Below are 23,727 nucleotides of genomic sequence, written 5' to 3' on the forward strand. Positions count from 1 at the left end.
GTGGTCCCTTGCGGTTTCTTCGGCGGCTGGGGCTGGTTGCCCGGGAATGCTGGGGATGGATAGGCGGCTGCGGGTTGGCCTAGTTGAGCAGGCTGGGAAGGTTGACCGGGCTGCTGCGGATAAAGATATGGTTGGTTTTCTTGTGAATTAGTCATCTCGACTGCTTTCTCTTGTCTCTCTGGAGTCATGACGGTCATGTCTTTTGCCATGCATGACCGACGCTATCTGGTCGCGCCCGCCGCCGCTATTGGACGAAGCGTCATTTCTGCGTGTCTATTCGGGCAGCGTATGTGCGGAGAATATGTCCGAAAGCCGCATACCATTCGTGCAAGCACAGTAATAGGCTGTGAGGCATGAGCAACATCGCCGGGGCTCGCCCGTCACACTCCGTTCCACCAGGTTCCGCCACTGGCGGCGCCGGCGGCGACCCTGTGGATACCGGCAAAGAGGTACCGGTCGCGACAAAGATCTGGTGCACCATCGTGATGGTCCCGGCCGCCGGTTTCATGTGTCTGGCGCAGACAGCGTTTGCCGCTTCTGCGGTCCCCAGCGGGAGCCCTGGTTTCTATTGGTTCATAGTCAGCACGCTCGTCGCCTTCCTTGCCGGATTCGTTCTCGTCGCCCGTGCCCAGTATCCCGAGCCGATTTTTTGGGTTTCCTGCGTGCTTGTGGCCATATTCCCCTTCGATTCGCTGATCGTTCTCATGGCGCTGACATCGCTGTTGGCCCGGCGAACCCTGCGGCGCACTACGTTTCGCGCCGTAGCGGCGGCGACGGCGGTAACCCTGTACTCGCAGCTGCGTGACGTGTTCCGGCCGGCCGGGAATTCGATGTGGCACGCATTCTTTGCGGATCCTCAAACCGGCGAAGGGCACGACAGGCCGCTGGCCATGCTGACCAGTGAATCCGTGATCATTATCACGGCAGTGGTCGTCGCCCTGTGCATGGTGGTGATCTCCGTGCTGAGCGGTCTGCATATTCGCTCTCGTGCAGAACTTCGTGCAGCCAGCGCCAGGGTGCACATGGCGCGAGCCCATGCGGGCGATCTGCAGACCACGTTGGACAACAGGCAGCTCGCAGATGCGATCGCTGTTGAGGCGCATGATACGCTCGCCCATTCGCTCTCGCTAATCGCCGCGAACGCCAATGTGTTGCAAGTGCAGAGCAACGAACTCGCTGCGGACAGCATCAGCGACAATGCCGGCGAACTGGCTGCGGACATCAAGGAACGAGCCTCGCAAATCAGGCAGCAGGCGGCGAAGGCGCTGGGCGAAGCGCACAGTGTGATCGATAAGTTGCGCAACCCAGAGCAGGCGTGGGCAGCGCTCGCTCCCACAAACGAGACCTCGCTCACGCAGGAATCTCTGGACGGCATCATTTCCGAGGCGCGCGAAGCGGGCATGCAAATCAATTCGTGGATCGATGTGCGCCAGCTCAGTCAGATCGACGACGCTATGGGCAAAATCGCCTACCGCGCAGTGCAGGAAGGCCTGACGAACGCCCAGCGGCATGCGCCCGGCAATCCGGTCTCGCTGCAGGTGAGCGCATCTCCCGATTCTGGCATCCACGTACATGTCAGTAATCCCATGCGTTTGATCGATGGCCATACTGCCGACGAGGCTGTCACAACGCATCGGAGAGGGACTGGGATTGCTGGTCTCGCCGCACGCGCTCGAGCATGTGCGGGAACCTGCCACTACGGCGTTGACGATCATAAGGTATTTCATCTCGATCTGATGCTTCCGGCACAGGCGAGGATACCGGCATAGGCTGGGCTATACGCACAGAATTAGGCGCCAAGGGAAAACTGCAGGCATACTGCGGTTTGCAGCACGCTGCTCATGCTCCAGACAGAATATGTATGTCGTGGCCTCCGCAGCCTGCGCACGCTCCTAGAATGGGACTATGCAGGAGAGCAGCAGCGGGCAATCGCCTCATGACGCAGAGAAACCAATAACGGTCGGCATCGTCGATGACGATCCTATGATTTGCCAGTTGATGAAGCTGTCGCTCTCCAAATCCTCGCAGGGGTCAATCAGCGTGCCATTCACCGCTACCGATGGCCGCGCCGCTGTAACAATGGCTCGGTCGACATTTCCTGATGTTGTGCTTGTCGATATCGCGATGCCTGCAATGGACGGTATCGAGGTCACAAAGCTGATGCGAACGCTCAATCCGCCTCCGCATATACTCATCCTCACCTCCCTGAGCCCGGCTGAAACCGTCGAACGGGCCGTTGAGGCAGGGGCTGAAGGATTCGTGTCAAAGGCCGACGACGCAAGGTCTATCGTCGACGTCGTGATTGATGTGTGCAGAGGCAACCCGCAGTTCAACCTTGCAAGCCAACGGCAGCTCATCACCGAGATCCAGGCGCAGCAGCCACATTCGAGGCGCAATGAGGCTCGTAGCCTACTTGGTGCCCTGCCAAAGCGGGAGCGTGAGGCGGTTGTGTATGCTGCCGAGGGCTACACCAATGCGGAGATTGCCATGCACATGATTATTTCAGAGCGTACGGTAAAGGCCGATCTCTCGAGTGCCTCGAGAAAGTTGCAGATGGGTCGTGTGCAGATGGCGCGACTTGTAGAACGTGCAGATTTGAAAGGCTACTCTATACCGGGAGCAGCTGCAGATAGCTGACAAAACCGTAATCCATCACGATGATAGGCCCATTGTGAGATGACAGATTAGCCGTTAACCGTCTGATACTCGATGTCACCGGAAGACCCAAGTGAGAAAACCTGTGGGCCCGGGAGGACTTGAACCTCCGACCTCATCCTTATCAGGGATGCGCTCTAACCACCTGAGCTACGGGCCCAAACCACACGCTCGAAAGCGCACAAGTAGATAGGATACCCGTTCCTGTGGATTAGTCAAACCTTGGCTGCGCGTGTCGTATGGTTCTGTGCGCTCGTTCTGGCGTTCGTCGCCTTCGTCAGGCAATCGCGCGACAATGGCGCGTATGCCGTATCGTCACCGAACCAAGCCTCGAGTGCTTTCCGAGAAGATCCTTGCCGTGGACGGACTCAGCATTCACGTGGCACGTAAGACCATCAGAAATCTGTACTTGCGTGTGCGGCCGTCTGACGAATCGATCGAAGTGTCGGCTCCGGCGCGCATGAGCGATGCGCGGATCGTCGACTTCGTTCGCGAGCGACGCGAGTGGATCGAGCACCAGGAGCGCAGGCTTGCGGCGGCGAAACGCAGCAGCATCGCGCAGATCGGCATGGCCGTCGATGGCGCATCGGGGGATGGCCTGGGCAGCGGCATTGGAACTGTGCCCGGAGGTGATGGCGACAGCGGCGATACAAACGATGGCGGGGGTAATAATGATAACGGCAGCGGCAATGCTGATGACGGCGCATTCGTATGGACCGACGAATGCAAACGGCGTGCGGCTCATGCTATCAACAGCCGCATGCCCGGGCTGCTGGCCCAATGGGAGCCGGTCATCGGGCGATCGCCTTCGCATATCACATTGCGCGTTATGAGTTCGCGGTGGGGTTCATGCACGCCCCGTACCGGCCGCATCCGCATCAACCTGCAGCTCGGACTGATGGACGAGCGATTTCTGAACTATGTGCTCGTGCACGAGATGACGCATCTGTGGGCCGGCGGACATGGCCCCGAATTCCAACGTCATATGGATCGCTATCTGCCGGATTGGCGCCAATTGCGTCGCGAGCTGAACCGTCAATTGGTGTTGTAGAGGGAATGCCGCTCGCACTTTTCGTCTGTTTCCGGCCTTCGAAAAGGCGTGGACCATGCCGATGGTATGTCGTGGCTTCAGCACTTATAAGCGAAAGACTGTGAGTCCATTCGTGCGAACGGCTGTATACGCCGAGGGGGAATACAGCGATAGTACTGTGGACGGTGAGGCGGTGCGCCGCTCGCATGCTGGCGCATCCGGTGAACCCGATGGGCTTGATGCGTATGAACCGCGTGCAGGTGAATGCGCGATGGCGAATACCCGATGCGGCTAGGTGTGTGCCGTAGCGCATGGTTTGGCAATGCGCAGGGCTGATGGATGCGCGGCCTGGCAATGCATGGAACTAGGAATGTATGCGCGATTGTGCATAAGGCAATAACAAGGAGGCTCGATATGACGGAAACAACGAGGCGTGTGGTGGTGACCGGTGCATCCAGCGGTATTGGCGCAGCGACCGTGCGGGCGCTGGCGGCGGCAGGGTGGCACGTGGTGGCGCTGGCCCGCCGCGAGGAGAAGCTCAGGGCGCTGGCCGAGCAGGTCGGTTCTGCCGTCACCTATGTCGTGTGCGATATCACCGATGAGGATTCGACCCAGCAGGCGGTAGATAAGATTCTCCAGGGCGGTGGCGTCAAGGCGCTGGCCAATTGCGCCGGCGCCGCGCTCGGCAAGGATCCGGTCGCCAGCGCCAGCCTCGACGATTGGCGCGGCATGTACGAACTCAATGTGCTCGGCACCTTGCGCATCACGCAGAAATTGCTGTCAGCGCTTACATCGGCGCCAGGCGGAGGCACGGTGCTCATCATCTCTTCAACCGCTGGCATCGAGCCGTATGAGGGCGGCGCGGGATATTGCGCATCGAAGTCGGCCGAGCGCATCATGGCGCGCGTGCTGCGGCTCGGGCAGATCGGCCAGCCGCTGCGTGTGATCGACATTGCCCCGGGCTTGGTCAAAACCGACGAATTCTCCGTCAAGCGCTTCGGCGGGGATGCAGCCAAGGCTGCTGCCGTATATCAGGGCGTGCCGAACCCCCTCACCGCCGAAGACGTCGCCGATTCGGTCCGGTGGGCGCTCGACCAGCCCGATACGGTCGACATCGATTCGATCGTGCTGCGTCCCCGCGCCGAAGGCTCCTATACCAAGCTCTATCGCGAGAGCTGCTGACGCTGGGCATCCGTTTTGTACGGTACACCGTGGCTGCTGGTATAGAACGGGCGCCGGACGAATCATGTGCCAGCAGCGACGCCTGCTGGCGCGCCAGATCCCATGTGGAACCGTTCAGACCATCTTCGATGACGATTCCGGCGGCGTTCGGCGCGCTCGGCGACAAGGAATATCACTCAGCCTGCGCGCATTGGCCATATTATATGGTGCGCGCGAAACGAGCATGGTTGCCGGCGCGGCACGATGATGAATCCATACAATGGCAGGGACTTGGCGGTGGCCGCCTGCGTGCTGCATATTTTTACCGTGCGCGCACAATAGGAATCGCTGCGTATGTGGTGCGCAGACCGTTACGCGGCGTCTGGGATGCGCCATCAACGGCATCAAGAGCGTCCAATGGCCCTTCGCTGCTTTCGCGCAGGAGCACGGTGACGGGCAGCTCGGTGGAGAGAGGCGGAGCTCCGGGTTCGTTCATGCGTTTGACAAGGGTGATCACCGCCGCGCGGCCGAGATCGACTATCGGCTGGCGGACCGTGGTGATGCGCGGCTCGGTCGTTTCCGTCTCGCTGATACCGTCGAATCCGGTGACGATGACGCGCCCGGGCACTGGCACTCCGGCGCGCGAGAGGGCGGCCATCGCGCCGAGGGCCATCTGGTCGTTGGCGCAGACGAGCGCCTCGGGCAGCGAATCCTGGGCGATGAGGCTTTTGGTGATGGTGCAGGCGATGACTTGCGAGAACTGCCCGCGGTAGATTGGCGCGGCCTCGGGATTAAGCCCGCAGGCGCGCATGCCCTCGCAGAATCCCTCATAACGCTTGTGATTATCAGGCGAATCGTCGGGCCCGGCCATGTATGCGATCTGTGAGACGTGATGTGCCTTGACCAGATGCTTGACGAGCGCGCTCATACCCTTGCGGTTGCTTACGCGCACCAGGTCGAACTCTTCTTCATGGTCGGAGGGCGCGTTCGCCACCATCACCAGGGGAAGATGCCGCCGCAGCGGCTCCAACACCCGTTCGGGAATGCTGCGGGCCATGACGATCAGACCGTCAACCTTGCCGGACATGTCGTTGACGAGCTGCGAAACGTCGGCGTCGGTGCGGCCCAGGCCGATATTGACCATCAGCGACAGCCCTTGACGCCAGGCTTCCAGTTCGCAGCCGCGCAGCAAACTGTCGAAGTAGAACGAATCAGGGCGTATGCTGGGCGTGCTGGGCGGGTCGACCACGACTTCAGCCTTATCGATGGTGGCGAGCTGAAAGTCCGTAAGCGAATCCAGCTCGTCGATATTCGGCAGGAATAGGCCGATGCTGTTCGTGCGTCTAGCCGCTAGGCTCTGTGCGCTGCCGCTGGGCACGTAGCCGAGTCGTTTGATCGCCAGCTCGATGGCCTTGCGCGTGTTCGGCCGCACGCTTTGCGGGGTGCGCAAGGCTCTGGAGACCGTGGCGATCGACACGCCAGCCTCATGGGCGACGTCGTACACGGTGGGTTTCTTCTCCACGTCGTGCTCCTTGAAGTGGTTGATTTTCATGCCTGCCTCAGCGTGTACGTGCCTTTGGGGCAGGTAGCCGCAGCGATCCGCCGTGATTGGCTGCAAGCTTGCACTCAGCCTTCTCAAGGCTGCCTTCCCAGGCCGGCATCTCCATCGTAGCAGCAAAAGCGCGCAGAAACACTTATTGCAATAGCGCTATCATTTCAGCGTGTTGCGTATGAAAGCCATGAAAATCCTTGAAATAGATGATATTATAAAGATGTAAACGGATGAAAGAAGTATGGGCTTGCATAAGAAAATGTAAGCGCATACAATGAATGAACGTCAAGTGGGACGGTCAACGATTCAAGACCGTGTCAACTCGGCCACGCCGCAGAGGCAAACCGTAGCATCCAACTACAGGTAGGCACAGCGGCCAGTGTCAGTGCAGACAGACAGTCAGTGCAAGCAAACACTGCAGACGAAGAAGTGCAGACGAAAAGGAAGATCAATGAAGAAATCAAGAATCGCCGCGGCGCTGTTGGCGATTGCCACGATGCTCAGCGTCGGTGCCTGCGGTACGAACAACAATGCTTCCCAAGGTTCGGGAGGTGACCAGCTCCTGTTCGCAGGGGACAACGGCAGCCCGACCTTCACTAGGAATTTCAACCCGTTCTCGCCGTCCAAGCGAGTCGGCATCAACTTCATTTACGAGCCGCTGCAAGTGGTCAATGCCATCGATGGCAAGGCGACGCCCTTCCTCGCGACCGGAGACAAGGTGGCCGATTCCAAGACGCTCGTCTACACGATCCGCGATGGCGTGAAGTGGTCGGACGGCAAGGCGTTCAGCGCCGACGATGTTGTATTCACCTTCGACATGCTCAAGAAGAACACATCCCTCGACACGCTCGGGGTCTGGCAGCATATCGCCTCGATCGAAGCGAATGGCAGCGAGGTTACCTTCCACTTGAAAGACGCCGATGTGCCGGCCGCCACGATCATCAATCAGCAGGTGATCGTGCCCAAGCACATCTGGGAGAAACAGAGCGATCCGGTCAAGTGGACCAACGAGAACCCGGTGGGAACCGGCCCGTATAAGCTCGGTGCCTATACGCCCAACCAATACACGCTTGTGAAGAACGAGAGCTATTGGCAGGCCGACAAGGTGGCAGCGAAGACGATTGTGCTGCCGGCCTCCAACAAGCAGCTCGACTTGGTCAACAAAGGCTACGACTGGGGCTACTCCTTCATGACGAACGTCGACAAGACCTGGGTGGGCGCCAACAAGCAACACAATCACTACTGGTTCCCTCCGGGCGGCACTGTCTCGCTCTTCCCGAACCTGACCAAGGCGCCTTTCAACAACGTAAACTTCCGTCAAGGCCTGAGCTACGCGATCGACCGCGAGAAAATCGCCAAAGACGCCGAGGAGGGCTATGTCGAAGGCGCACCGCAGACCGGCCTGCTGCTGCCGAATCAGAAGCAATGGGTCAACGCGGACATTCCCGATAACGGCAAGATCGCGCAGAGCGAGTCCAAGGCACTTGAGTACTTCGCCAAGGCCGGCTACACCAAGTCCGGCGATAAGCTCGTTGACGCGAACGGCAAGCAGCTCGAACTCAACATCACCGTGCCGAACGGCTACACCGACTGGCTGCGCGGGGTGCAGACGCTCCAATCGCAGCTGGGCAATCTCGGGATCGCGGTCAAACTCCAGCAGCCGCAGCCAGCCGCCTACGTGCAGCAGCAGAACAACGGCGACTTCGATCTGATCGTCTCCGCATTCGGCGGCACGGGCAGCCCGTTCCAGGACTACAACAACCTGCTCAACAGCGAGTTCGCGCTGCCGGTGGGCCAGTCGACCTCGGCCAACTTCGAGCGCTACAAGAACAGCAAGGCCGACGACTTGCTCGCCCAGCTCAAGCGGACCGCTGATGAACAGGAGCAGAAGGCCATCATCGATCAGCTCCAGCAGATCGTCTACGACGATGTGCCCGTGGTCACCATGTTCTATGGCGGCCTGTGGGGCCTGTTCAGCGACAAGAACTTCACGAACTGGCCCAGCGAGGACAATCCTTACGCCACTCCGGCTACGTGGACGCAAAACAGCCTGCTGATCGTGACCAACATCAAGAAGGCGAATTAGCGCGGTACCCGCGCCTGACCGGCTCGCCTGACCTACCTGGCCTGAGACCGCAGGGATCGGATCGCTGACAATCTGCGATTTGATCCATCGGTCTCAGGCATTCGGCGGGTCTTGCGCAGATATAGCCGTTCCGCTCATTCCATCCGTCCCATTTCGCCAGTCCCATCCCGCCGCATGTACCGTGGCGATTTCCTCGCCGCGCGCAGCGCGGCGAGCCCCAGCAAATCCATATGAAAGGTCGTTCAGTGCGCTACTTTCTAGGGAAAATCGGCCTGTTCCTGCTCACCTTGTGGGCGGCGATCACGGTCAACTTCATCCTGCCCCGCCTCATGCCAGGCTCTCCCGCCGACGCGGCGATCGCGAGGCTGTCGCAGAACGGCCCGGTCACCCCGGAGATGAGGGCCGCCATCGAGGCGCAGCTCGGCGTCCCCCAGGGCAACGTCTTCAGCCAATACGTCCAATACCTGGGCAATGTCGTCCACTTCAACTTCGGCGTCTCCTACAGCAATTTCCCCGAGAACGTCTCCACGCTGGTGGGCAATGCCCTGCCATGGACACTGACATTGGTCGGTATAGTCACCATTCTTTCGTTCATTATCGGCACCGTGTTCGGCGCTGCAATGGCATGGAAGCGCGGTCGGGGGATCGATGCCGTCGGCAGCGTGACCGGCTCGTTCCTCTCTGCGTTTCCGGCTTTTTGGCTAGCGCTCATGCTGCTGTATTTCCTGGGATATCTCGCCGGCGCTTTCCCGACTTCCGGCGCATATTCCGCGGTCATGGTACCGGAATTTTCCGGCGCATTCATATCTGACGCCCTCGTGCACGCCGTGCTGCCTGGCCTCACGATTCTGCTGACCTCGCTGGGCGGCTCGATCATGGGCATGCGCAACACGATGATCAACACGCTGGGCGACGATTACGTCACTTTCGCGCAGGCCAACGGCTTGCACCAGCGTACAGTGGTGCTTAAATACGCTGCGCGTAACGCTTTGTTGCCCAATCTGACCGCTTTCGGTTTGCAAATCGGCGGCGTGGTGGGCGGTTCGCTCCTCGTCGAGCAGGTATTCAATTATCCGGGCATCGGCCAGCTGCTCTATCAGGCTGTTTCCAACCAGGACTACCCGTTGATGCAGGCCATCTTCCTGATGATCACCGTCAGCGTGTTGGTCGCCAATTTCGTCGTCGATATGCTCTACGGCGTGCTTGACCCGAGGACAAGAAGGTGAAGGCGATGACTGAAGCAATGCATACCGAAGCGACGCGTGCTGCGGCACATGACGCGGCAGGCAATACCGTGGGCAAGAACATGAACCTAAACAACAACGCCAACGGCGGCGCGCGTGACACCAGCGACGACAATGCCATCATACGAGCCCTGCGAGTGCTCGGCCGCGCGATCGCGACCGTGTGGACTGTGCCAAAAGCCCGATTCGGGCTCATCCTGTTCTCGTTGATCATACTTTCCGCCGTTTTCGCGCCCTTGCTCATCCCATATGACCCCAAAGGCAGCGACTTCGAATCCAGTCTCGGCCCCACCGCAGGGCATTGGCTCGGTACCACCTCGAATGGCCAGGACGTGCTCTCCCAACTCATCTGGGGCGGACGCATCTCGGTGACAGTCGCGATGAGCGCGGGTCTGCTATCGACTTGCGTCGCCGTGCTCGTCGGCTTGGGCTGGGGCTACATGCGCAGCTTCGCCGGCGAATTCGTCGGGTTCCTCGTAAACCTCTTCCTGGTCATCCCTTCGCTGCCGCTCATGATCATCATCGCGGCTTACCTGCAGAACGGCGGCATGAGCGTGATCATTCTCGTGATCGTGCTCACCGGCTGGGCCTGGGGCGCACGCGTGTTGCGCAGCCAGACGCAATCCCTGCGTTCTCGTGATTTCGTGACGGCGGCGGCTTTCAGCGGCGATGGCTCCTGGCGGATCATCTTCCACGAGATATTTCCGAATATGCTCTCGCTGATCATCAACAACTTCTTCGGCGCGGCTACTGCGGCGGCTTTGGCGGAGGCCGGGCTCGAATTCCTGGGTCTGGGAGACTCGACCACGATCAGTTGGGGCACCATGCTCTACTGGGCGCAGAACAACAATGTGCTGCTCACTGGCCAGTGGGCTCTGCTGCTGGCACCAGGCCTGATGATCGCCCTGCTGGCGGTCTCCATGACATTCATTAACTTCGGCGTGGATCGCTTGAGCAATCCGCGACTGCGTGAAGGGAACTGAGCGATGAGCCTGCTGAACGTCAACAATCTCTCCATCGAATACGACACCCCAGGCATCGAACCGGTCAAGGCCGTCAACGATGTGAGTTTTTCGCTCGAGCAAGGCGAGTTCGTCGGCCTTGTCGGCGAATCCGGATCGGGCAAGTCCACGTTGGGCTTTGCGCTTACCCGGCTTTCGAAACCGCCGGCACGGATAAGCCATGGCACAGTGCTGTTCGACGGCAAGGACATCAGAGCCTTAAGCGACGAGGAATTGCGCAGGCAACGCCAAGGCGGCTTCGCCATGGTGCTGCAATCCGGCATGAATGCGCTCAACCCCGTGCGCACCATCCGCAAGCATTTCACCGATATCTTCAAGGCGCATAAGCACGTGCCCAAAAGTCGTTTCGAGGCGCGTTCGCGCGAGCTCATCGCCAAGGTCGGCCTGCCTGAGCGCACCCTCGATCGCTACCCTGGCGAGCTGTCGGGCGGCATGCGCCAGCGGGTTTCGGTCGCGCTCGCGCTGTCGTTGGATCCCAAGCTCATGGTCTTCGACGAGCCGACGACCGCGCTCGACGTGCTCGTGCAGCACGAAGTCATGGACACCATTCGTGAGTTGCAGGCGCAAGAGGGCTTCACGGCGATGCTCATCAGCCATGATCTGGGCATTGTGCTCGAATCGACTTCGCGCGTGCTCGTCATGCATAACGGCAGCATCGTAGAGGACGCGCCGAGCGAGCGCATTCTGCACGCGCCGCAGGATGATTATACGAAGATGTTGCTGAGCCACTACGGCGACCCCCGCGCCGAAGAGGTTTCGGTTCCCGGTCTCGAACGCAAGGGTATACGCAAGGCCAGCGACGCCGGCCGGCCGCAGGATGAGAAACTGACCGTCACGCTCACCGGCGTGAACAAGGTGTATCCGGCGCACAAACGAGGCGATGAGCCAGTGCATGCCGTGAACGACGTGTCGTTCACCTTGAGGCCAGGTGAGTCGCTGGCGTTGGTCGGTGCCTCCGGGTCGGGCAAATCAACCATCGCAAAAATGCTCACCGGCGTGGAACAGCCGACTTCCGGCACCATCACGCTCGGCAATAAGCGCATCGACCGGATGCGCGGGCGCAAGGCACTGCGCGAGCTGCACTCCGACATCCAGATGGTGTTTCAGGATCCGTACGCCGCGCTCAATCCGCTGCACACGGTTGAATACATCCTGATGCGACCGATCCTCAACTACACTGATCTGCGCGGTTCTGCAGCTCGGCGGCACATGCTGGAAATCCTTGAGACGGTAGGGCTGACACCGGTCGAGCAGTATGCGGCGAAACTGCCGCATCAGCTCTCCGGAGGCCAGCGCCAGCGTGTCGTGATCGCCCGGGCGCTGGCAAGCAACCCCAAGGTTCTGGTGGCTGACGAACCGGTGTCGATGCTCGATATGACTCTGCGCGCCGGGGTACTGGCATTGCTTGACGACCTGCGCGTGCGCCTGAGCGTGAGCATGCTCTACATCACCCATGATCTGCTCTCCGCGCGCTTGATCACCGACAACATCATGGTGCTCAACCACGGCACGGTCGTGGAGCGCGGCGAGACTGCGAGCGTGCTGCGGCACCCGCACGACGAGTATACGATCCGCCTGCTCGACTCGATTCCGAAGCTGCAGACGAGCGCGTGAACGAAGGGCGCTGGGACGATGGCGATGAGGCAGAGAATAGGGCCGATTGCCATCAAGATGTTCGCATCGTCACAACACAAAGACAGGTAGGGAATACCAGTATGGCTGAGTTACGTAATACTGTCGCCGCGGCTGAACAGGCCGACAAGGCCGGAGCCAAGTCGCGTGTCCATCCTATCGAGCCGTTTGGCGCGCTGAAGAAGCCTGAATCGCTTCAGGCGCTCGGCATCGATCTCGCTGTCGGCACGATTACTGCGCTGCGGGGGGAACCGGGGTGGGGGGCACCGCGTCGCGTCCCGGCGCGTGGCGTGATCTTGTTGGTGCCCGGCTATACGGGTTCGAAAGAGGATTTCTATGATCTTATGCCGCTGCTGGCCGCTCGAGGCTGGGATGTCTGGGCGATATCGCAGCGCGGGCAGGCTGATTCGGCGGCTCCCCAAGGCGTGGAATCGTATGGCAGGGCGCAGACCGCGGGCGACGTGGTCGAGGCCGCGCATATCATCGCGCGAGTTTGCGGTGTGCCGCGTGTGCACTTGCTCGGTCACAGCTTCGGAGGCACGGTCTCGCAAGCTGCCGTGATCGAAGAGCCGGGCATTTTCGACAGCCTGACGCTGATGTGCTCCGGCCCGCATGGATGGCCCGGGCGGCATGAGGCGGATCGCCGTGCGCTGCTCGAGCATCCTGATGTGGACGGCTGGCGCATCAGCAATCCTGACCGTGCGCAGCTGCCTGACAGCGCATTGAGCGACGAGGATCGTTTCTTTCGAGAGCGCGCCGAACGTACCGGTCACGATCAGTTGCTTGGTGCCTTGGCGCAGCTTGCCGACGTGCATGACACGACATTCGAGCTTCAGGACACCGGCTTGCCGTTCCTGATTTTCCATGGCGTCGACGACACGGCTTGGCCACAGGATTGGCAGCGCCGCATGGCCAGGATGCTCGGGTGCCGCTATGAGGTCATCCCGCATGCCGCGCACTGCCCGAATATCGAGAATCCCGACGCCACGGCAGCGCTGCTCGACGATTTCTGGGGCGGGCTCAACAACGGCCGTCGCACCGGCGAATAACCCGATTCACACTTCCACACTCATGGCGAAGTGAACACTGCACTGTTCGCCGAAGTCATCCGAATCCCACAGCGCAAGGAGAGAGACGCACATGACAACGACGACACCCCTGACCCAGGCTTGGAACAGCAGCCGCGAACGCACAGCACGGCAGCTGGCTTCCGGCGACCTTACGATACGGCTCACCAGTGCTGGCGATATCGCATCAATATCGTTGGGCGGCTTGCAGATTTCGCAGTATATCCCCGGCCCTCATGATGCGGGCATCGCAGGGTTGTGGCTGCGGCATCATACAGCCGCGGGCATCGAATCCGCGCCGCTGTTGGGCGTGCGGTCTGGCGCGTGCTGCATCACGACGGATACGGCACCCAACGTAGCTGCGTGGACCGGCTCGGCGCTTGGCGTGAACTGGAACGTTCAGCTGCGCCTGCTCGAAACGGAGCAGGGAACAGGCTGGGCGTGGACGGTGAATATCCGACCGGCGGGTACGCCCACAGACAGGCTTCGCGAGGGAACGTGGGATCTGGCGAGCGCGCAGGATATGGCGCTTGCCCCGGCAGCGCAGGCGCTGACCAGCGAACCCTACATCTCCCAATACATCGCCTATCATGCCGAGACAGACACTCCGATTGGCGCTGTGCTTGCCGCGCGCCAGACCATGGCTTGCGCGCCGAAGCTGCCGTTGCTCGTCACGACTATCGCGGAAGGCGCCGCCGCCTATCTGACCGATGGTTTCGACTTCTATGGCCGCACGGCTCGGCTTGGCCAATCTCCACAGGCACTGAACGACCCTGATTGGGGCGGCGGGCGCGTCAACCAGTACGAGTTCGGCATGGCGTGCCTGCTTGCAGCGCCGCGCGCGTTTGATGATAGCGGGGTGACGTGGCACGTAGTGAGTGTGGTCGACCCCGATTATCGCGGCGATCTCGCGCAGGCGTGCTTCGATATGGGGCAGAAGGCCAAGGGAATAGCCGATAGCGTTGACGCGGACAAGAGCCATGCGGCTGGCGCTGGCGAAGGCTGGGCTCGCGAAAACGTCAGCGATGGCATCCGGCCCCAAGACGCTGGCAATAATATCGAACACCATACGCCGGTTTCCCTGTTGGCCGTTGCTCCCGCGCTCAATGGCGAAGAACTGAGCGAGGCCGAATTCCTCGCGCTGGACGGAGATGCAAACGAAGGTGCGAGTGAGGCCGGCGCCCAAGTCGAAAGCCTCTCCGACGGCTCGCCTCTCAGCGTTGAACGCGACGAATCGGGCCGGCTGCTGTCGTACTTCTCCTCGCATAATGCCTCCCACGTGGTCTCGCGCGGCAAAGAGCTGCTGGTCGACCGATCGCACGGGCAGATCCTGCTGTCTGCCAGCGCGATAAACCCCGATGTTCCCGTGTTTGCGGCTACTACCTATGCGCCGGGCGTGTTTGCTTCTCACCTGGTGCTGGGCAATACGAACCTCAATCGCATCGTCTCCGTGCATCGCGCCAGCCTGGATCTCCTGCGTTCGCAAGGTGTCCGCATCCTCGTGCGGATGCCGCAGAAGCGCGGCGCCGACGAGGATTCCGCGCGCGGATGGCGTCTGCTGGGCGTGCCGTCGGCTTACATCATGGACATCGGCGGCTCGCGCTGGGTATACCGCGTCGGCGGCGAGACCATAACCATCAGCACTACGGCCATGGCCGAGAGCACTGGCATCGATATCGTTCTCGAAAGCACGGCTCCTGTGGAAGCCTTGCTGACCGTCGACGTCGAAGACCCTTCGGCGTGGCGCATCGACAGCGAGTTCGGCGCGGAGTCGGGCAATGCTGCGAACGGAACGATCAATGGCGTAGTTTTCGCGCCTGCGGCGGGCACTCCTGCCGCGGAAGCCTGCCCGGGCTTGCGGTACGTGTTCGCGTCCTGCGAAGCGCGGCTTGCCGGCGATGACATATTGTTCAAAGAGGCCGCTGCCCCCGTTTCATCCGGCGACGCCGCGTCCCGCCAAATTGGCGGTATTTTCACCTTCCGCAGCGGCCCGACTACGTCGATGCGAGTGCTCGTTGTCGCCGCAATGAATGCCGCCGATGTGGATGGGGACACGGCTGCGGCCGCGCAGCATGCTCGTCGACTGGCCGCTGCCGGCGCGGATCGCAGCGTGAACCGAAATGCGATCCTCGATCGGCACTATCGCAATATTTCCGATTTCGCCGGCCAGCTGCATATCGACGGCGGAGAGCGATTGCGCGAATTCAATCTCATCCTGCCGTGGTTCGCGCAGAACGCGCTCGTGCATTTTCTCTCTCCGCATGGCCTGGAACAGTACTCGGGCGCGGCATGGGGCACGCGAGACGTGTGCCAGGGGCCATTCGAGCTGGCGTTGGCCTTCGGCCATGCCGATATCGCCCGCACGATCGCGCTCAAGGTCTTCGCCCATCAAAACGCCGACGGCTCGCTGCCGCAATGGTTCATGTTCGACCAGTACGCCAGCCTCTACCAGCGCGATGCGCACGGCGACATCCCCGTCTGGCCGCTGATCATCATCGGCGAATACCTTGATGCGACCGGTGACACTTCGCTGCTCGATGAAACGGTCGGATTCTGGGATCGGGAAACTGATACGCCTTGCGAAACACAGGCGAGCGTCGCCGACCACTTGCTGCGCACGATGGCCTACATCCGCACGCATCGCGTGCCCGGCACCGATCTCTACAGCTACGGCGAAGGCGATTGGGATGATACGCTCCAGCCCGCGCGCGCCTCGATGAAGAAGGAAATGGCATCGACGTGGACCATCGCGCTGCTGTATCAGGCCGCCCACGGGCTTGACCGCGCCTTGCGCGCAGCTGGCCGCGAGACGCTCGCCAAGGAATTCGGCAGCGAAGCCGCGATTATCAAATCGCGCTTCGACCGGGATTTCATCTTCGACGATGTGCTGGCTGGCTATGTGCTTTTCGAACAAGGGCGGCCGAGGCCGGTCATCCATCCCAGCGACCGGCGTACCGGCATCCAGTATCGTCTGATTCCCATGAGCCAGGCTATCTCCGCAGGACTGCTCAGCGACAGCCAAATGCGCAGGCATGAGCAGCTGATTGAGGATAAGCTGCATTATCCTGATGGCGTGCGGCTGATGAACCGCCCCGCAGCCTTCCACGACGGCATCACTGAAATTTTCAAGCGCGGCGAGCAATCGGCGAATGTCGGGCGCGAAATCGGCCTGATGTATACGCACGCGCATATCCGTTATGCAGAGATGCTCGGGCTGCTGGGCCGCAGCGCGATCGGCGACGAGCTGCTGCGCATCAGCCCGGTCGGCCAAGGCTTCCGGCTCTCGACCAGCGAACCTCGGCAGCGCAACTGCTATTTCGCCTCCTCTGACGCCGATTTCCCCGATCGTTATACGGCTGCCGGCGAGTGGGACAGACTCAAGGCCGGCTCGCCCGACCCAGTCGGAGTACGCGGCGGCTGGCGCGTGTATTCCTCCGGACCGGGCATCTATATCCGCCAGCTCGTGCAGCATCTGCTCGGCATTCAGCTGCACGCCGATCATGTGGTGTTCGATCCTGTGCTTGCGCCCGAAGATGACGGCACTGTCATTGAAATCAGTCTATTCGGCATGCTGCGAACCGTGCGCTACCATGTGCTGGCTGGCTCTCAACCGGTGTCGCTGCGTGTCGGCGGACGGCAGTTCGGCGGCGAATACGTGCAACTGCCGTATCGGCTAGGCGGGCTGAATATCAGCCGCGAGGCACTAGGCGATGCTGCGGTGATTGACGTCACCGTGGGCGGCGAACGGAATAGCGGCGAACGTGCTGAACAACGCTGACCAGCGAGCGTTTGCAGCAGCCTGTACCAGATTCAGAAAGTAGATTGGCGTTGCGGCGCCGGTCAACACGCTCTCCGACGTCGCCATGCGGCAGATAAATCTACGTCATAATCGCGAAGGAAACCACTCATGCAACACCAGCAACTCGCCGACTTGCTCGCGCAGATGACTCTTGACGAGAAGATCGGGCAGCTTATGCAGGTCAGCGGCGACTTCTTCTCCGACAATGCCGAGGAACGCACCGGCCCAATGGCTCAGCTGGGCATCGCCGACGAGGAGCTGGCGAACGTGGGCACTGTGCTCAATATCGCCGGAGCCGAGGAATGCCGACGCATCCAGACCAGCGCGATGCGGCGTCACCGGCTGCATATCCCCACCATGTTCATGTCGGACGTGATCCACGGCTACGAGACGATTTTCCCCATACCGCTTGCGATGGGCAGCTCATGGAATCCCGCTATGGCGCGGCGCATGGCGGAGGTCGCCGCCCGCGAATCCTCCGTGGCCGGGCTGTCGTTGACGTTCTCGCCGATGATCGATCTTGTGCGCGATCCGCGTTGGGGCCGCGTGATGGAATCGACCGGCGAAGACCCGTATCTGAACGCCCGCATGGCCGAGGCGCTGGTGCACGGCTATCAGGGCGATGATCTGCTGCATGACACCGATCGTGTAGCCGCGTGTGTCAAGCATTTTGCCGCATATGGGGCGGTAGTAGGAGGCCGCGAATATAACACGGTCGACATGTCCGAGCGTTTGCTGCGCGACATGTACCTGCCGGGGTACCGGGCTGCCGTGGCCGCCGGCGCGAAAACCGTCATGACCTCCTTCAATACGGTCGACGGCATGCCCGCCACCGGAAACCGACGCCTGTTCCGCGATATTCTGCGCGGCGAATGGGGTTTCGATGGCGTGGTCATTTCCGATTTCAACGCGGTTCGCGAGCTCATCGCCCACGGGGTTGCCGAGGACGAGCGCGAAGCGGCCCGGTTGGCCATCGAGGCCAGTGTCGACATCGAGATGATGAGCGTGTGCTATCTGCGCTCGCTCGCCGATCTCGTCGCTGCCGGCGAGATCGATATATCGCTGATCGACGATGCCGCCATGCGCGTACTGACGCTGAAGAACGATCTGGGTCTGTTCGAGCATCCCTTCCGTGGCATGGACGAGGCGCGGGAACGGCAGCTCATCGGTTGCGACGAGCATCGGGCCGAGGCGCGGCAGGTCGCCGACTGTTCGATCGTGCTACTGAAGAACGAGCACGATGCACTGCCGCTGGGGTGCGGATGCGATGTTGGAACCGGTTCTGGCGCAGTCCATGCTGGTGCTGGATCCGGAAGCAGCAGCGTGGCCGAGACCGCAAGCGAGGCGGGTTCCATCGGCGTTGAGGCTCATGCTGCGGACGGAGCTTCGATCAGCGCTGGAACCGAGCCTGCCGTCAGTCCTGCAATCACCGTGGCGTTGGCTGGGCCTCTTGCGTCGTCCCATGATGTACTGGGAGCGTGGTCGTTCAAAGGCCGCCCGCAGGATGCGGTCAGCATGGCAGAAGGCATGGAGAGCCTGTCTGCCGAGTATGGCGTGAATCTGCTGGTCGCGCGGCAGGAATGCGATTATTTCGAACCGTCCCAAGCAGCGATTGGCGAAGCAGTGGAGCTCGCGCGCCGAGCTGGCAAGGTCGTGCTCGCGCTGGGCGAGACTTCGGCGATGGCTGGCGAGGCATCGAGCCGCACCAATATCGCACTCCCGCAGGCGCAGATCGATCTGTTCAACGCCGTGAAAGCGGCGAACGCGCATGTCGTCGTCGTGGTATTCAATGGCAGGCCGCTCGATCTAGGCGCGATCGGCGACGCCGAAGCGATTGTGGAGGCGTGGTTCCCGGGCAGCGAAGCCGGCTCGGCCGTAGCTGATGTGCTTTATGGCGCGATCAACCCCTCCGGCAGACTGTCCATGTCCTTCCCACAGAACGTCGGCCAAGTGCCGGTCTATTACAATGCCGATTCCACCGGGCGGCCATATGAGGGGGCTCCCGGCGAAAAATACGTCTCCAAATACCTTGATGCGAGCAATTACGCCAGATATCCCTTCGGCTTCGGCCTGAGCTACAGCTCGTTCGTCTATGGTGCGCCATTGGTTTCATCGGCGACCTTCGATGCCGAGCATCCGCTTGATATTGCGGTCACTGTCACCAACGACAGCGATATCGCCGGCATCGAGACCGTGCAATGCTATGTGCGCGATAAGGTCGGCCAGGTCGTGCGCCCGGTGAAGGAGCTCAAAGGCTTCAGACAGATCGAGCTTGCTGCACACGAGACCGGCACCATCCATTTCGCGCTGCAGGAATCCGACGTCCGCTACGTGCACGCGGACCTGGGCGAGCGCAGCGACCCGGGCGCCTTCGACATCATGATCGGCCCCAACAGCCGCGACCTCAGCGCCCCGCTGCGCGTGACGTTGGTCTAGGCGCAATGCAACTTGGGAATTCGATAAATTGTAAGTACAGGGTCTTTCGGTTTGGAATGCCAACGGTAAAAGACGCGTGGGTACAGTGACAGGAATGGTCGTGAACCCAAAGGTGGGGCCAGCGATTCGAATCGCTGGCCCCACCCTTGTCGCTGCTAGTCGCACAGCGTGCAATGTGCTTTCGCGCATTCCGCTTTATTGCGCGGCTCACACCAAGTGGCTGCGCATGAACCACTGGAACTTCTCGAGATCCTGTACATGATCCTGCACGATGTTCGAGCTGATCACGTCGAGTTCGTCGAGTTCCTTGATGGCCTCGCGGTCGTCGGCGATAAGCTGATCATAGAAATCGCACAGGGCCTTCAGATAATCCGTCGTGGAGTGGCGGCCGGTCAGGTCCACGCCCTTCCACGTGCGATTGCGCAGAATCGCGTCGGGGCGGCCGTCGGGGCTGCCACCGAGGGTGGCGATGCGCTCGGCTGTCTCATCGGCCTGATTGCGCACGATCTCAATCTGGGGATCGAGCATCTCGTGCACGCCGATGAAGCTTGGTCCGGTCACATTCCAATGCGCGTGCTTGAGCACCAGAGAAGCCTCCTGCTCCTGGCTCAAACGATTCTGCAAGATGGAGACGATCTTCTCGGAGGCTGCCTCGTCCAGTCCGGGAACCACAAATTCAAGTGCCATAATTCATTCCTTCCTGTCTGTTGACCACAGATACTTCTATCCTAGCGACCCCGGCTGAGGGTATGCGCAGCCACGTCTGCTATCGACCGAATTTCACATTTGGCGAAATCGTGCGTGCGCCGGTTCACGGTCGTGTAGGCGCAATTTCATCAAGCAGAGGCCGAAAGAATACCGTGTTTCCCTTGTGTTCGGTGCGGTGACAGATATGTCCATCATGTATTAAGCAGATTGGTGCGCAAAACCGCTGAGATGCAGTTTCGAGATTTTTCTCATACGCCCAGAAATGGCGGAATTCCAAGAATCGTGAGACGGATCTCTAGGTCGCATACTTTCGCAAGTGCTTAATAAGCGAAAAATCTGCTTAATAGGCGAAAACATTGATCGAGGCATGGGTTGTGCGAGGAAAACGCGGCGGGCGGAGGTGAATACTGTATGACGATGCCGTCGCATCGTTTGTTAGGTCATTTTTTCGTTTATTAAGCACTTCACCGAGTAGCCAGGAAAATGAGTATGCTGTATTTCGTTGCGCTTCCGCCATTTTCGTGATTCGGCATTCGGCTGGCACAGGGTGTATGCCGGTGTAACTCTGCTAAATCCGCTTAATAAATATGCGAGCGGCCTGCGGCTCGGAAAGAGAACCTCGGGTTTTACGCACCGCGATGGCGCCTGAACCGCGTACATCGGCGCAAAATGCGGGGGGGGGTTGCGCTTGTTAATCAACACCTGTCGAACAGATACAGCTTGATAGGCGCATGCGTCGTGGCCCGCGTCACGCCTCGCTCTGCGTCTGCTTCGCCCCAGAATCAGCCGAAGCGGTCGAATCATTCGTGCCTCCTGCATTGCCGACATGCTTGCGCACTTCGAGCGTCTCGATGCGGCGGTGGTCGACCTCGGTGACGACCATATCGTAGCCGTCGTCGGAATGCAGCACCTCGCCCACGGCACCCATGCGTCCGGTGTGGGCGAGGAAATAACCGGCGACGGTCTCATACGGGCCGTCATCCAGCTCGATGCCGGTCAGGTCGGCGAAATCTTCGATGGTCATGCCGCCATCGATGGTGGCCACCCCGTTGGTGAACACCCCGGGGTCGCCCCCATTGCGGTGCGGCTCCTCGGGCAGATCGTATTCGTCGCGGATATCGCCCACGAGTTCTTCGGTCATATCCTCCAAGGTGACGATGCCGTCAGTGCCGCCGTATTCGTCAATGACGACGGCCAAGTGGATGCCACGTTTGCGCAGCAGGCTCAGGCTCGGCAGGATTTTCGAAGTGCCGGGCAATGCGATGCCTTCGCGCGTCACATCGGCGACGGTGCGGGCGTTGGGGTTGCGCACGTCGAGCAAATCGCGCACATGCACGAAGCCGAGCACGTCGTCGAAGTCCTTGCCGGTGACCGGGTAACGTGAATACGGCATCTCGCGCACATAGGCCGCGGCCTGCGCCAAGGGCTGGCCGCCGTCGAGGAAGATCACGTCGGCGCGCGGCCGCATGACTTCGGCGACGATAGTTTCAGATGCGTCGAATACATCGTCGAGAATCGTGCGTTCGTCGTTGCTCAGTCGAGAATTCGAGTTGACCAACACGCGTAGCTCTTCGTCGGAGACCTCGCTTTCGGTTTCGTTGGGGTCGAAGCCAAGCAGCCGCACGATGCCGTTCGTGTTCTTGCCAATAAGCCAGATGATCGGCCGGGTGATCTTGGCGAAGGCATCGATGGCGGGGACCACGGTCCGGGCGATCTGCCCGGTGCGCTGCATAGCGATGCGCTTGGGCACCATTTCGGAAATGACGATCGAGCAGTATGAAATGATGAGCGTCAGCGCGATCGTGGTCAGCGGCGTCGCGACGCTGTGGGGAACGCCCCACTGCACGACGATCGGCACGATGAACGGCGAGATCGAAGACTCTCCGAATGATGCCGACAGGAATCCGCACAGCGTCACGCCGATCTGCACAGTAGAAAGGAACGTGTTCGGATCGCGCGCGATCTTGGCCACACGGGCTCCGCGCGCGTCCTCCAGCTCCATCTGGTCCACCTGCGAGCCGCGCAAACTGACCAGCGCCAGCTCAGTGCCGGCGAATACGGAGCCGAGCACAAGGAAGACGAAGATCAAGAGGATATTCAAACCAAGAGGCATATTCTCTACTTTAGGGGAGCGCCCGGTCTTTGGACGGTTTCTTCGGGCTGATTTGCCTGCTTCTCTCCTTCAGCCGAAGAGCACATTATGATACATAAGCTTGTAATTTAGCATGTGTTTGTGCAGTGCGGCAGGTATTCGTGGTATATGGTCCATCGCGCGTCATACGCGTATGACATAGGGCACACGAGCCGCACGAGGAGACGCAATATGGCAGCAAAGACCAATCCGTTCAAGCCGACGGCCGGCAAGATGCCGCCCATACTGATCGGACGGCAGGCGATCATCGACGATTTATCCGAATACGTGAAAATGTTGCCGGATCTACGACGTCGATGCCATGGCTGCCACTGTCGCGAGCGCTCCGGGCGTCTATTCAGCACCTCGCCAAATAGACGATGAATTCGGCATGATGCGTTTTGGCGGAATATCGCCATTCCTAAGAGTCGGCGAACGGCCATCCGGACATGTGAAAGCACATCGTTGACCCCGATGTGCTTAATAGATATGCGCAGCAGTTATGTGCACTCCTAACTGCTGCCGAAATCTTTCGGTCACGACGGCTACAGTCGCTATAGTGGGCAAGCATGGGCAAACCGAACACGGTAAAACCACTCGGCGACGTAATACTCTCGGCCTCCTGTGGTCATCCGGCCGTCCGAATCGTTCAGAATGACAGCACTTCGACCTTGCCGGTGGTCACCTTGTAGCGTGCGCCGACCATCAGCAGCCGTTGCTCGGCGAGTGCCTGGCGGATGGTTTCGGAACGGGCGACCAGCGCTTCGATGGTGCGGGCCACATGCACGCGTTCGAAGTCGCCGGTGCTGTCCAGATCGGCGTTACGCGCAGTTTCCACCGAGGCGCCGACCGATCGCATGATGATCGAATCCGAATCGGCGATGACTTGGCTGAGGTCTGACTCCCCATCGAGCGTCGTCGCGTTGATAATGGCATTGAGCTGGGCGACCGTCGAGGCGACCGCGCCGCAGTGTTCATGGCCGAGCACGACGAGCAGACTGACGTTGAGCGTCTCCACGGCGAATTCGAGCGAGGCGACAACCGCCGCATCGAGCACTTCCCCAGCTGTGCGAATCGTGAACATATCGCCTAAGCCCTGATCGAAGATGATCTCGGGCGGTACGCGCGAGTCCGAGCAGGAAAGCACCGCAGCATCCGGATGCTGCGCGTCGATGAGCGATTCACGGGTTTCCCCGTCTTGCCA

General features: G+C 60.5%; 17 protein-coding genes and 1 tRNA gene. 12 read left to right on the forward strand and 6 right to left on the reverse strand.

What is annotated here, in order from left to right; genetic code table 11:
• A partial coding sequence (locus tag LKG04_RS07180; protein ID WP_291763583.1) for a hypothetical protein occupies positions 1 to 197 on the reverse strand: 197 nt, incomplete at its 3' end.
• 288 nt (positions 198 to 485) lie between these two features.
• On the opposite strand from LKG04_RS07180, the gene LKG04_RS07185 reads away from it, so the two are divergent.
• The gene (locus tag LKG04_RS07185; protein WP_434734894.1) at positions 486 to 1,769 is read left to right on the forward strand and encodes a sensor histidine kinase; all 1,284 of its coding nucleotides are present in this window, start codon (positions 486 to 488) and stop codon (positions 1,767 to 1,769) included.
• 136 nt (positions 1,770 to 1,905) lie between these two features.
• Positions 1,906 to 2,637 carry a response regulator transcription factor gene (locus LKG04_RS07190; protein WP_291762445.1) on the forward strand — a complete coding sequence of 244 codons (732 nt, stop codon included), beginning with the start codon at positions 1,906 to 1,908 and terminating at the stop codon, positions 2,635 to 2,637.
• 104 nt (positions 2,638 to 2,741) lie between these two features.
• Here the strand turns inward: LKG04_RS07190 and LKG04_RS07195 are convergent.
• A tRNA-Ile gene (locus tag LKG04_RS07195) sits at positions 2,742 to 2,815 on the reverse strand.
• 144 nt (positions 2,816 to 2,959) lie between these two features.
• On the opposite strand from LKG04_RS07195, the gene LKG04_RS07200 reads away from it, so the two are divergent.
• Positions 2,960 to 3,706, forward strand: coding sequence for a SprT family zinc-dependent metalloprotease (locus LKG04_RS07200; protein ID WP_291763589.1), 747 nt, complete (start codon positions 2,960 to 2,962; stop codon positions 3,704 to 3,706).
• 393 nt (positions 3,707 to 4,099) lie between these two features.
• A complete protein-coding gene (locus LKG04_RS07205; RefSeq protein ID WP_291762007.1) occupies positions 4,100 to 4,867 on the forward strand; it encodes an SDR family oxidoreductase in 768 nt (255 codons plus the stop codon).
• Between the two features lie 301 nt (positions 4,868 to 5,168).
• Here the strand turns inward: LKG04_RS07205 and LKG04_RS07210 are convergent, their stop codons facing one another.
• Positions 5,169 to 6,398, reverse strand: coding sequence for a LacI family DNA-binding transcriptional regulator (locus LKG04_RS07210; protein ID WP_291762009.1), 1,230 nt, complete (start codon positions 6,396 to 6,398; stop codon positions 5,169 to 5,171).
• A gap of 451 nt (positions 6,399 to 6,849) precedes the next feature.
• Between LKG04_RS07210 and LKG04_RS07215 the strand changes: the two genes are divergently transcribed.
• The 7 genes from LKG04_RS07215 (at position 6,850) to LKG04_RS07245 (ending at position 19,684) form a co-directional block, all read left to right on the forward strand.
• Complete coding sequence (locus LKG04_RS07215) at positions 6,850 to 8,484, forward strand: ABC transporter substrate-binding protein (protein ID WP_291762012.1); 1,635 nt, start codon at positions 6,850 to 6,852, stop codon at positions 8,482 to 8,484.
• A 230-nt stretch (positions 8,485 to 8,714) separates the two neighbouring features.
• Positions 8,715 to 9,710: an ABC transporter permease gene (locus LKG04_RS07220; protein WP_291762014.1), complete on the forward strand. Its 996-nt coding sequence runs from the start codon at positions 8,715 to 8,717 to the stop codon at positions 9,708 to 9,710.
• A gap of 5 nt (positions 9,711 to 9,715) precedes the next feature.
• Entirely contained in the window at positions 9,716 to 10,711 is a 996-nt protein-coding gene (locus LKG04_RS07225) for an ABC transporter permease (RefSeq protein WP_291762016.1), read from the forward strand.
• Positions 10,712 to 10,714: 3 nt separating this feature from the next.
• Positions 10,715 to 12,364, forward strand: a complete 1,650-nt coding sequence (locus LKG04_RS07230) for an ABC transporter ATP-binding protein (RefSeq protein ID WP_291762018.1) — start codon at positions 10,715 to 10,717, stop codon at positions 12,362 to 12,364.
• A 101-nt stretch (positions 12,365 to 12,465) separates the two neighbouring features.
• On the forward strand, positions 12,466 to 13,431 hold the full coding sequence (locus tag LKG04_RS07235) for an alpha/beta fold hydrolase (protein ID WP_291762019.1): 966 nt from the start codon (positions 12,466 to 12,468) through the stop codon (positions 13,429 to 13,431).
• Positions 13,432 to 13,522: 91 nt separating this feature from the next.
• The gene (locus tag LKG04_RS07240; protein ID WP_291762021.1) at positions 13,523 to 17,227 is read left to right on the forward strand and encodes a hypothetical protein; all 3,705 of its coding nucleotides are present in this window, start codon (positions 13,523 to 13,525) and stop codon (positions 17,225 to 17,227) included.
• Positions 17,228 to 17,356: 129 nt separating this feature from the next.
• Positions 17,357 to 19,684: a glycoside hydrolase family 3 N-terminal domain-containing protein gene (locus tag LKG04_RS07245; RefSeq protein ID WP_291762023.1), complete on the forward strand. Its 2,328-nt coding sequence runs from the start codon at positions 17,357 to 17,359 to the stop codon at positions 19,682 to 19,684.
• Between the two features lie 207 nt (positions 19,685 to 19,891).
• Here the strand turns inward: LKG04_RS07245 and LKG04_RS07250 are convergent, their stop codons facing one another.
• Both LKG04_RS07250 and LKG04_RS07255 read right to left on the reverse strand, forming a co-directional pair.
• Positions 19,892 to 20,371: a Dps family protein gene (locus tag LKG04_RS07250; RefSeq protein WP_291762025.1), complete on the reverse strand. Its 480-nt coding sequence runs from the start codon at positions 20,369 to 20,371 to the stop codon at positions 19,892 to 19,894.
• A gap of 769 nt (positions 20,372 to 21,140) precedes the next feature.
• The gene (locus tag LKG04_RS07255; protein ID WP_291762027.1) at positions 21,141 to 22,505 is read right to left on the reverse strand and encodes a hemolysin family protein; all 1,365 of its coding nucleotides are present in this window, start codon (positions 22,503 to 22,505) and stop codon (positions 21,141 to 21,143) included.
• Between the two features lie 210 nt (positions 22,506 to 22,715).
• Here LKG04_RS07255 and LKG04_RS07260 point away from each other — a divergent pair, with 210 nt between their 5' ends.
• Complete coding sequence (locus LKG04_RS07260) at positions 22,716 to 22,907, forward strand: hypothetical protein (RefSeq protein WP_291762029.1); 192 nt, start codon at positions 22,716 to 22,718, stop codon at positions 22,905 to 22,907.
• Between the two features lie 265 nt (positions 22,908 to 23,172).
• Here LKG04_RS07260 and LKG04_RS07265 read toward each other — a convergent pair.
• Positions 23,173 to 23,727 (reverse strand): carbonic anhydrase (locus LKG04_RS07265; RefSeq protein ID WP_291763587.1); only part of this gene is annotated, 555 nt, incomplete at its 5' end.

It is taken from the genome of Bifidobacterium sp. (genome assembly GCF_022640935.1).
Taxonomy (GTDB): Bacteria; Actinomycetota; Actinomycetes; order Actinomycetales; family Bifidobacteriaceae; genus Bifidobacterium.

Coding starts and splice junctions, on each gene's coding strand:
- LKG04_RS07245 (WP_291762023.1), top strand. CDS start 17,357: ATGCAACACCAGCAACTCGCCGACTTGCTCGCGCAGATGACTCTTGAC.
- LKG04_RS07240 (WP_291762021.1), top strand. CDS start 13,523: ATGACAACGACGACACCCCTGACCCAGGCTTGGAACAGCAGCCGCGAA.
- LKG04_RS07255 (WP_291762027.1), bottom strand. CDS start 22,505: ATGCCTCTTGGTTTGAATATCCTCTTGATCTTCGTCTTCCTTGTGCTC.
- LKG04_RS07250 (WP_291762025.1), bottom strand. CDS start 20,371: ATGGCACTTGAATTTGTGGTTCCCGGACTGGACGAGGCAGCCTCCGAG.
- LKG04_RS07185 (WP_434734894.1), top strand. CDS start 486: ATGGTCCCGGCCGCCGGTTTCATGTGTCTGGCGCAGACAGCGTTTGCC.
- LKG04_RS07215 (WP_291762012.1), top strand. CDS start 6,850: ATGAAGAAATCAAGAATCGCCGCGGCGCTGTTGGCGATTGCCACGATG.
- LKG04_RS07230 (WP_291762018.1), top strand. CDS start 10,715: ATGAGCCTGCTGAACGTCAACAATCTCTCCATCGAATACGACACCCCA.
- LKG04_RS07235 (WP_291762019.1), top strand. CDS start 12,466: ATGGCTGAGTTACGTAATACTGTCGCCGCGGCTGAACAGGCCGACAAG.
- LKG04_RS07200 (WP_291763589.1), top strand. CDS start 2,960: ATGCCGTATCGTCACCGAACCAAGCCTCGAGTGCTTTCCGAGAAGATC.
- LKG04_RS07205 (WP_291762007.1), top strand. CDS start 4,100: ATGACGGAAACAACGAGGCGTGTGGTGGTGACCGGTGCATCCAGCGGT.
- LKG04_RS07260 (WP_291762029.1), top strand. CDS start 22,716: ATGGCAGCAAAGACCAATCCGTTCAAGCCGACGGCCGGCAAGATGCCG.
- LKG04_RS07210 (WP_291762009.1), bottom strand. CDS start 6,398: ATGAAAATCAACCACTTCAAGGAGCACGACGTGGAGAAGAAACCCACC.
- LKG04_RS07220 (WP_291762014.1), top strand. CDS start 8,715: ATGAAAGGTCGTTCAGTGCGCTACTTTCTAGGGAAAATCGGCCTGTTC.
- LKG04_RS07225 (WP_291762016.1), top strand. CDS start 9,716: ATGACTGAAGCAATGCATACCGAAGCGACGCGTGCTGCGGCACATGAC.
- LKG04_RS07190 (WP_291762445.1), top strand. CDS start 1,906: ATGCAGGAGAGCAGCAGCGGGCAATCGCCTCATGACGCAGAGAAACCA.